The sequence below is a fragment of the Amycolatopsis sp. NPDC057786 genome (genome assembly GCF_042797905.1).
Taxonomy (GTDB): domain Bacteria; phylum Actinomycetota; class Actinomycetes; order Mycobacteriales; family Pseudonocardiaceae; genus Amycolatopsis.
In genome coordinates this window covers 1-8,369 of the sequence record NZ_JBHVKW010000177.1, presented here as the reverse complement: position 1 = coordinate 8,369, position 8,369 = coordinate 1, and the positions used below count along the sequence as shown (strand labels likewise).

Annotated in this window: 9 protein-coding genes; 5 read left to right on the top strand and 4 right to left on the bottom strand. The window is 68.5% G+C overall.

The features are described 5' to 3' along the window. Positions 1-49 precede the first annotated feature (49 nt). From ACFVM3_RS41290 to ACFVM3_RS41275, 4 genes are read right to left on the bottom strand one after another with little or no spacing between them, the layout of a single operon-like run. Complete coding sequence (locus ACFVM3_RS41290) at positions 50-781, bottom strand: ESX secretion-associated protein EspG (protein ID WP_378445290.1); 732 nt, start codon at positions 779-781, stop codon at positions 50-52. Between the two features lie 24 nt (positions 782-805). Continuing rightward, on the bottom strand, positions 806-2,152 hold the full coding sequence (locus ACFVM3_RS41285) for a hypothetical protein (RefSeq protein ID WP_378445289.1): 1,347 nt from the start codon (positions 2,150-2,152) through the stop codon (positions 806-808). Continuing rightward, positions 2,149-2,775: a DUF3558 domain-containing protein gene (locus tag ACFVM3_RS41280; protein WP_378445288.1), complete on the bottom strand. Its 627-nt coding sequence runs from the start codon at positions 2,773-2,775 to the stop codon at positions 2,149-2,151. The genes ACFVM3_RS41285 and ACFVM3_RS41280 overlap by 4 nt, the downstream gene beginning before the upstream one ends. 2 nt (positions 2,776-2,777) lie before the next feature. Beyond that, entirely contained in the window at positions 2,778-3,176 is a 399-nt protein-coding gene (locus ACFVM3_RS41275) for a hypothetical protein (protein ID WP_378445286.1), read from the bottom strand. A gap of 202 nt (positions 3,177-3,378) precedes the next feature. Here ACFVM3_RS41275 and ACFVM3_RS41270 point away from each other — a divergent pair, with 202 nt between their 5' ends. From ACFVM3_RS41270 to ACFVM3_RS41250, 5 genes are all read left to right on the top strand, one after another. After that, the gene (locus ACFVM3_RS41270) at positions 3,379-3,975 is read left to right on the top strand and encodes a TetR/AcrR family transcriptional regulator (RefSeq protein ID WP_219152136.1); all 597 of its coding nucleotides are present in this window, start codon (positions 3,379-3,381) and stop codon (positions 3,973-3,975) included. A 158-nt stretch (positions 3,976-4,133) separates the two neighbouring features. Further along, complete coding sequence (locus tag ACFVM3_RS41265) at positions 4,134-5,480, top strand: hemolysin family protein (RefSeq protein WP_378445284.1); 1,347 nt, start codon at positions 4,134-4,136, stop codon at positions 5,478-5,480. Continuing rightward, positions 5,477-6,520 carry a hemolysin family protein gene (locus tag ACFVM3_RS41260; protein WP_378445282.1) on the top strand — a complete coding sequence of 348 codons (1,044 nt, stop codon included), beginning with the start codon at positions 5,477-5,479 and terminating at the stop codon, positions 6,518-6,520. The genes ACFVM3_RS41265 and ACFVM3_RS41260 overlap by 4 nt, the downstream gene beginning before the upstream one ends. After that, positions 6,517-7,428 carry a 3-methyladenine DNA glycosylase gene (locus ACFVM3_RS41255; RefSeq protein WP_378445280.1) on the top strand — a complete coding sequence of 304 codons (912 nt, stop codon included), beginning with the start codon at positions 6,517-6,519 and terminating at the stop codon, positions 7,426-7,428. The genes ACFVM3_RS41260 and ACFVM3_RS41255 overlap by 4 nt, the downstream gene beginning before the upstream one ends. A gap of 93 nt (positions 7,429-7,521) precedes the next feature. Then, positions 7,522-8,208, top strand: coding sequence for a hypothetical protein (locus ACFVM3_RS41250; protein WP_378445278.1), 687 nt, complete (start codon positions 7,522-7,524; stop codon positions 8,206-8,208). Positions 8,209-8,369 lie beyond the last annotated feature (161 nt).

Genomic DNA, 8,369 nt, shown 5'->3' with positions numbered 1-8,369 from the left:
TCCTTGCGTCTGACGCAAGGAAGGGGGCCTTCATGTACTTGGGCTGTGGCTACCCTGGCAGGGTCCCGGCGACGTGCCGGAGCGCGTCGGCCAGCTCCGCCGGGCCGGCGGGTCCGATGTGGACCACCGCGTCGTTGCCGTGCCCGGTCGTGTAGCTGAGGTACCGGCCCCAGTCCGTGTCGGCGAAGTGGAGCGGATCCTCGACGGCCACATGCCTGCCGATTTCGTCCCGCTTGCCGACGTAGAGCTCGCCGCTCCCCTCGACCGGCCGCTGCACGAGGGTGACGATGTCCGCGATCACCGGCGGCAGCGAATGCGTGTCCGGGCCGCGCCGGGCCGCCTCTTCGAGCTCGTACGCACGGATCGTGCGAAGCCTGCCGCCGCCAGCCGGGACGGGCGGCAACTGTTCGATCAGCGTTTCCGGCAGACGTCGCCGATCGATCTCCTGCAGCCCGACCCAGTCACCGGACGCCACGGCCAGCACCGCCTGCAGTCCCAGCGAGGCGGCGAGGACGCCATAGGTCTCGCCTCCGGTGTTCACCCAGCCGTAGTACTCGATGGCCGGTTTCGTGAGCACCGGAAGCCAGTCCAGGAAGTCGACCGACGCGCGGCCGCTCGAGTCCAGCAGCCCGGCTTGCGCCAAGGCCGCTTCCACTCGCTTGTCCGCCTCCGCGCGGGCCGTCCTGGACAGCCAGCGCGGTTCGGGACGCAACGTGATGTGCAGGTCGCCGACGCGTTCGCGTTCGGCGAGCACCGCCAAGGCTTCGACCGGGACGTCCACCCGGCCCGTTCTGACGGTCATCCGTTACTCGCCGATGACCGGCGGACTGGTCCGCTGGTCGGTGCCGAAGATCGCGTCGGGGTCGGCCTCGATCAGGTAGTCGGGACGCTGGTGCTCGTCGTCATCGTCACCGTCGGCACGCCTGCCGCCCGCCCCCATCGGGCCCATCGCGCCGGCGCCGCCGCGACCGGCGGCACCACCACGCCCACCGGCCAGGTCTCCGCCACCCAGGCCGCCGAGTCCGCCCATACCGGACCCCCGGCCCGAGCCCAGACCGCCGGAACCGGGCCCGCCGGGACCGCCCGCGCGGCCACTGGTGCCGCCCTCTCCGCCGAGAAGCCTGCCTGCCGCGCTGTTGGGTCCGGGAACGTTGCGCCCGCTGGTACCGCCGGGCGGGTTCTGGCCGGTGCCACCACCCGGGTTGTAGTTCTGTCCCGGCCCGTTCGGGAGGCCGATGACGTTGTCCGAGTCACCGGGTCCGCGTCCGGGGTTCCGGCCAGGGATCTCGGTCGTCGGCCCCGGCTTGCCCTTGCCGCCGCCGGTCGGGCGCGTGGTGTCGTCGTCGCCGGTACCCGGCGGCTTCCGCGTCGGCGTCGTGATGTTGCCGTCGGGCCTGTCCCTCGGAGGCACCGGGCGGTCCTCGTTGGTGCCCGGCCTGTTCTGGTTCTGGTCGCCGCCCGGCTTGTTCTGGTTCTGGTTGGTGCCGTTGTCGTCCGTGCCGCTGGTGTCGGTGCCGTCGTTGTCGTCACCGCTGCCGTTCCTGCCGGGCTTCACCGGCGGGTACGGCGGAATCACGACCGGGGGCGTACCGCCGGGGGTCTTGACGCTGACGCTCGCGCCGTCGTTCTTCAGGACGCCGTAATCGGTCGGCAGGCTGGAGCTCGTGCTGCTGGTGACCGAGTCGTACTGGTCCATCACGCGGACGTTGTTCTGGTTCGCCGCCTCGTGCTTCGCGACGCCCTCTTGGTAGTTCTTGATGTCGTTGTTGACCATGAACGGCCCGGCGATCGGGATCGCGCCCTTCAGGCCGGTGGTCCAGGGGTTGGGCTTGTCCGGCTTCGGGGGCACGGGCACGACCGACGACCCCGAGTCGTCGAAGCTGTCGGCCTGCGTCGTCACCGAATCCCTGGTCTGGAACAGCGGATCGGCGGTCTCGCGAAACGCCTGCTCGAGCGGGCCGGCCCCGGCGTTCGCCGCGTCGGCGGCGGATCCCGTCCAGGACGAGGTCATCCGCGTCTGCAGGGACTTGATGGCCATCCCACGCTCGACGTACGCGTTCGAGAGTTCCGCGATGCGATCGGCCGCGGAACGCAGGTTGCGCGTGTCGCCCTGGGTGAAGTTCTCGAAGATCTGTTTGCCGTCCACCCTCATGCCCCCTTGAGTGTCTTGATCACGGCCGACGCGAGTTTCTGCGCGGTTCCGCACGAATTCTGTTCGTTGCCGTAGCCGGCGGCCAGGGTGTTGATCGTCAAGTCGTCCGCGACGCCCACCGCGAGATCGCAGTTACCCCGCGCTCGCCTGTCCTGGAGTCCGTAATAGACGGTCGGATAACCGTCGACCTCGGGGCCGGGCTCCAGAAACCTCAGTTGCCCGGATTCCTTGGCCTTGTACATTCCGGCCAGGCCACCCACGCCCTTTTCGCGGTTTCCGCTGCCAAGGATGATCTGCAGCGTCTCCCCTTTGCCCCTGATGAACCAGCCGCAGCTCGGATTGCTCGACTCGGACCTGGGCTCGCCCGGCTCGGTGAACCCCAGTTCCGCGGCGGCGGCTGCGGGAAGCAGCTTGCAGGCGTCACCGACGTACGCCGAGGCGTCCAGCGGATCCGCCACCTTCGGGACGTTCGGATCCTCCGGTGCCGCCGACGAGGCCGATGATGGCGCCGATCCGCTGCTGGGCGACGGTGTCCCGGGGTTCTCCCCCGTGCAGCCCGCCACCGCGACGGAAACAAGTACGAGCGCCGCAACCGCGGCGCGTTTCCTCAACACGTTCGGCATCCTCAGGTGGTGCGCAGGGTGTTGGCCTGATCGGTGGCCATCGTCTTCGTCCTGGCAATCTCGAGCTTCGCGATGTAGCCCGTGATGTACTCCTTCATCGAGTCGTTCTGCTTCTGCAAGGCGAGCAGCGAATCGACGCCGGAATCGACGTAGCTGGAGCTGGCCTCGTCCTGGCCCGGCGGTCTCAGATCGGCGAGAATGTCCTCGATCTTCATACCGTCCTCGGAGACCTTCTTCAGCTCGTCCTGCCAGAGCCCGATGACGGTCTTCAGCTCCTCGGGGCTCATCTCGAACCCGCCGCCACCACCGCCGCCACCGCCGTAAACGGTCGGCTCCTTCGGCGTGGTCAGGTCACCCCAGACGGCCTTGATCGCGCTCGCGGCGTCGCCGATGATGTTCACGCCCGCACCTTCCCCTCAGCATTCACGCACCGTGACGGACAAAGCGTAGCCAAGCGGCGGACGGCGTGTCAGCCGATCCGGCCGAGTAGTCGGACGTGTCGCGAAGCCGTCCGGTTCCCCGACCGGCCGAACATCCCGCGAACTGGTCACAGTACGTACGTACGGATTGCATTAGGCGGGTCCTCGGTGTCAGGATTCCAGGATGCCACGGGTCAGCCAGGATCACCTCGACGCACGCCGGCGCCAGATCCTCGACGGCTCCCGCGTGTGCTTCGCACGTTATGGCTACGAGGGTGCCACTGTCCGGCGGCTGGAAGAAGCCACCGGGCTTTCCCGTGGTGCGATCTTCCACCATTTCCGGGACAAGGAGTCCCTCTTTCTGGCCTTGGCCGAGGACGACGCGGTGCGCATGGCCGACGTCGTCGCCGAGCAGGGGCTCGTCCAGGTGATGCGCGAGCTGCTGACGAACCGCAGCGAGCACCCCGCCGACTGGCTCGGCACGCGGCTGGAGGTCTCCCGGCGGCTGCGCACCGACCCCGAGTTCCGAGCCCGCTGGGCCGAGCGGTCCCACCAGCTGACCGCCGCGACCCGCCGCCGTCTGCTGCGTCAGCGCGACGCCGGGATCCTGCGTGACGACGTGGACGTCGACGTCCTCACCGCGTACCTCGAACTCGTTCTCGAAGGTCTCGTCTCCCATCTCGCGATGGGCCAGCCGGGTGACGATCTCGGCCCCGTGCTCGACCTGGTCGAGGAGAGCGTGCGGCGGCACCGGGCCCACGCGGCCGGGGGAACGCGTTAAGATTGTCCCATCGTCGCAGTACAGCGGCGGTGTCTGTTGGTTTCCGATCGAGGAGTGACTCTTTTCGTGCGCGACGCGCAGTCACCTGGTGACAGTATCGAGCCGGGTGGCACACCCGGCTGTTCCGTGGCACTTCCCGCCGACCCCGCCGGCAGGGAATGATGGAAGTCCTGCTCGCCGTTCTCGGCATTCTCCTGTTCCTCCTGCTGACCGTCGGCACCGGCCTCGCCGTCGCCGCCGAGTTCTCCCTCACCGCGCTCGAACGCAGCACGGTCGACGCGAACGTCCGCCAGGTCGGTGACAAGCGGGCGCACACCGTGCAGAAGGCGCACCGCACGCTCTCGTTCCAGCTCTCCGGCGCGCAGGTGGCGATCACCATCACCACCCTGATCACCGGTTACCTCGCGGAGCCGGTGATCGGTGACCTGCTCCACCCGCTGTTCACCGCCGTCGGGTTTTCCGAAGGCGTGGCGGACGGGGTGTCGCTCGCGGTCGCGCTGATCCTGGCCACATCGCTGTCGATGATCCTCGGCGAAATGATGCCGAAGAACCTCGCGATCGCCCGGCCGCTGCAGACCGCGCGCGCCGTCGCGGGGTACCACTCGCGGTTCTCGTCGCTGTTCCGCTGGCTCATCACCCTGATGAACAACAGCGCCAACTTCCTCGTCCGCAAGTTCGGCGTCGAGCCGCAGGAAGAATTGCGGTCGGCCCGGTCGCCGCAGGAACTCGGCTCGATCGTGCGGTCCAGCGCGGAAAGCGGCACGCTCGACACGTCGACGGCCGAGCTGCTGGACAAGTCGCTGCGGTTCGGCGAGCGGACGGCCGACGAGCTGATGACGCCCCGCGTCCAGCTCGAATCGCTGACCGTGGACGACACCATCTCCGACCTCATCGAGATCTCCCGCCGCACCGGCTTCTCGCGCTTCCCGGTCTACACCGAGGATCTCGACGACGTACAGGGCGCGGTGCACATCAAGCAGGCGTTCACCATCCCGGCCGCCCAGCGCGCCACGGTACGGATCGGCTCGGTCATGCGGCCGATCCCGACGGTGCCCGAATCCCTGCCGGGTGACTCGCTGCTCAACCGGTTGCGTGACTCCCGGTTCCAGCTCGCGATCGTCGTCGACGAGTACGGCGGCACCGCGGGGCTGGTGACCCTGGAGGACGTGGTCGAGGAGATCATCGGTGACGTCCGCGACGAGCACGACGAGCGGGAAGCGCCGTCCTCTCAGCAGGTCGGCGCCGACAACTGGCTCGTGTCCGGGCAGCTTCGCGCCGACGAGGTCACCGACGAGACCGGGTTCCGGATGCCCGACGGCGACTACGAGACCATCGCCGGGCTGATCCTCGAACGGCTCGGCCGGATCCCCTCCCCCGGCGACGCCACGGATCTCGACGCCTGGCGCCTCACGGTGACCAGGATGGACCGTCTGCGCATCGCCGAGGTCGAAGTCCGGCGGATCAGCGAGACCGCCACGTCCGCCGAGCAGGAGCCCGCCCGATGAGCGACTGGTTCAACATCTTCCTCGTCGTGGTCCTGCTGCTGGCCAACGCGTTCTTCGTCGGCGCCGAGTTCGCGCTCATCTCCTCGCGCCGCGACCGGCTGGAAGCCTTGCTGGAGCAGGGGAAGACCCGCGCCCGGATCGTCATCAACGCGAGCAAGAACGTCTCGCTGATGCTGGCGGGCGCGCAGCTCGGCATCACCATCTGCTCGCTGCTGCTGGGACGGCTCGGCGAGCCGGCCGTCGCGCACCAGCTGGCCGGATTCTTCGAGCTGTTCGGGATTCCCGATGTCCTGCTGCACCCGATCTCGTTCGCGATCGCGCTGGCGTTCATCACCATCCTGCACGTCCTCATCGGCGAGATGGTGCCGAAGAACCTCGCGATCGCCGAGCCGGAACGGCTGGCGCTGTGGCTGGTCCCGGTGCACGTGGCGTGGGTGAAACTCGCCAACCCGTTCATCTGGCTGCTGAACTTCGTGGCGAACTCCCTGCTGCGGCTGTTCAAGGTGGAGCCGAAGGACGAACTCGAAACCGCCTACACCTCCGACGAGCTCGCGGAACTGCTCAGTGAGTCGCGGCGCGAGGGGCTGCTGGAGCACTCCGAGCACCAACGGCTGAGCAAGACGCTGTCCTCGGTGGAGAAGACGGTGGCCGACGTGCTGGTCCCGACGGCTCAGCTGACCACGCTGCCCTGCTCGCCCACGTTGGGCGACGTCGAGCGCGCGGTGTCCTCGACCGGGTTCTCCCGTTTCCCGGTGTGCACCGACGACGGGACACTGACCGGCTACATCCACGTCAAGGACATCCTCGACCTCGTGGGCGAGGATCCGACCACCGTGGTGCCGCAGGACAAGACGCGAGCGCTGACCGAACTGCACGCCGACGCCCGGCTCGACGAGGCGTTGTCGGCGATGCGCAAGGAAGGCAGCCATCTGGCGCGGGCGCTGAGCCCGGCGGGGACCGCGGTCGGCGTCGTCGCGCTGGAGGACCTCGTCGAGGAATACGTGGGAACCGTCCGCGACGGTACCCACGTCATGTCGTGACCGGTCCGATCGTCCTTCCCGAGCCCGTCTGGCGGGCTCGGGAGGACGAGCACGTCACGCGGATGCGGCGCTGGACCACACCGCACCAGCGCCGCCGTTCGCGGGGCGAGAAGCATCCGGTGCTCGACTTCCTCTTCACCTACTACTCCCACCGGCCAGGGCATCTCGAACGCTGGCAACCGGGCCCGGAGGTCGTGCTCGAAGGCGCGTCCGCCCGGCGGTTCCTGGAGCGGAAGGGTTACCTGGAGACGCCGGAGGGCGTCATGCTCGATCCGGCGGGCTTCACCGAAGGCCGGGCCAAGACCGCCGAATTCGTCCTCGGACTGCTTTCCGCGACCGCGTCCCGCTCTCCGAGACTCAGTTGTTTCGGCCTTCACGAATGGGCAATGGTTTACCGGGAATCGGCGGATGAGGTTCGTCACTCACAACTTCCGCTCCGGCTCGGTTCGGCCGGAACCGACGACGTGGTCGAGTCGCTGGAGATCCGGTGCGGGCATTACGACGCGTTCCGGTTCTTCACCGAACCCGCCCGGCCTCGCAACACGCTGCGACCGGCGCGGGAGAACCAGGTGGAGTTCGAGCAGCCGGGCTGCCTGCACGCCAACATGGATCTCTTCAAGTGGGCGTACAAACTCGATCCGTTCGTGCCCGCCGAGCTGGTCGGGGACTGTTTCGAGCTGGCGGCGGACATCCGGGAGCTGGACATGCGGGCGAGCCCGTACGATCTGGCGGAGTTCGGGTACTCGCCCGTGCGGATCGAGAGCCCGGAAGGCCGGGCCGAGTACGCCCGCGCGCAGGCCGCTTTCGCCCGCCGGGCGGCGCCGCTGCGTGAGCACCTGATAGCGCATTGCCAACGGCTCCTCGCCGAGTTAAAGAAGGTGCCCGCGACACGCGGAAAACAACTGTGAGTCGTCGCATTCCCCGTAACACTCTCCCCTGTTAGAGTGATAACGGTTTGATTGCATACGCAGCGCGAGCGCGCACGTTTCGAAAGGACAACGATGGGGCGACACAGCGTGGCCGAGGAGCCGGTGCCGCATCCCCTCGATCCGCCGAAGCGGCCTCAGGGCCGCGGTGAGGCGACCGGTTCACACCGGATCGTCGGGAAGAAGGCCCCGCGGCGCCGGGTCGCCAAGTGGCCGATCGCCTGCCTGGTCCTCGTGGTCCTGGTCGCGATCGGCGTCTTCGGCTGGAACTGGGCAGACGGCGAGCTCAACACCCGCGCCGAAGCCCAGGCCAAGGCGTGCAGCGCCGGCGACACCCCGATGCGGATCATCGTCACCCCCAGCATCGAAAAGCCCGTGCGAGCGGCGGCCGAGCGGTGGAACAACGCCGCGACCGTGGTCCGCGACCACTGTGTGGTCATCCAGGTCGACGCACTGTCCTCCGCCTCCGTGCTCGACGGCCTCGTCGGCCGGACCAATCTGGACTCCATCGGCGGCCTCCCCGCCGCCTGGATCCCCGAGTCCACCTACTGGGTGACCGAGCTGAACACCGCCAAGCCCGAACTGGTCGGTTCCCCCGCCCAGTCGGTCGCGACGGCGCGTTCGGCCGACTACCCGCTCGTCGGGCTCGCCGGAAAGACCATCGACGAGGTCCAGATGCGCGCCTCGCAGACGTTCCGGCAGTACCTGCAGCAGCCCGCCCAGCAGGCCGACTTCGCCGCCGCGGGCATCAAGGCCACCTGAGGCCCCGGACCTACGGGAAAGGCCCCTTCACCGCTCGGGAAGGGGCCTTTCCCGTACCTCGACCCCCGTGAGCCGCAAGGACCGGTTAGCCAACCGCCGCGGCCGGTCCGTGAAGGACCCTTCCCCAAGTACATGAAGGCCCCCTTCCTTGCGCCTGGCGC

What these genes read in the sequence shown, in the direction of transcription:
- ACFVM3_RS41285 (WP_378445289.1), bottom strand. Translation starts at nt 2,152, where the DNA reads ATGAGGGTGGACGGCAAACAGATCTTCGAGAACTTCACCCAGGGCGAC.
- ACFVM3_RS41280 (WP_378445288.1), bottom strand. Translation starts at nt 2,775, where the DNA reads ATGCCGAACGTGTTGAGGAAACGCGCCGCGGTTGCGGCGCTCGTACTT.
- ACFVM3_RS41270 (WP_219152136.1), top strand. Translation starts at nt 3,379, where the DNA reads ATGCCACGGGTCAGCCAGGATCACCTCGACGCACGCCGGCGCCAGATC.
- ACFVM3_RS41265 (WP_378445284.1), top strand. Translation starts at nt 4,134, where the DNA reads ATGATGGAAGTCCTGCTCGCCGTTCTCGGCATTCTCCTGTTCCTCCTG.
- ACFVM3_RS41260 (WP_378445282.1), top strand. Translation starts at nt 5,477, where the DNA reads ATGAGCGACTGGTTCAACATCTTCCTCGTCGTGGTCCTGCTGCTGGCC.
- ACFVM3_RS41250 (WP_378445278.1), top strand. Translation starts at nt 7,522, where the DNA reads ATGGGGCGACACAGCGTGGCCGAGGAGCCGGTGCCGCATCCCCTCGAT.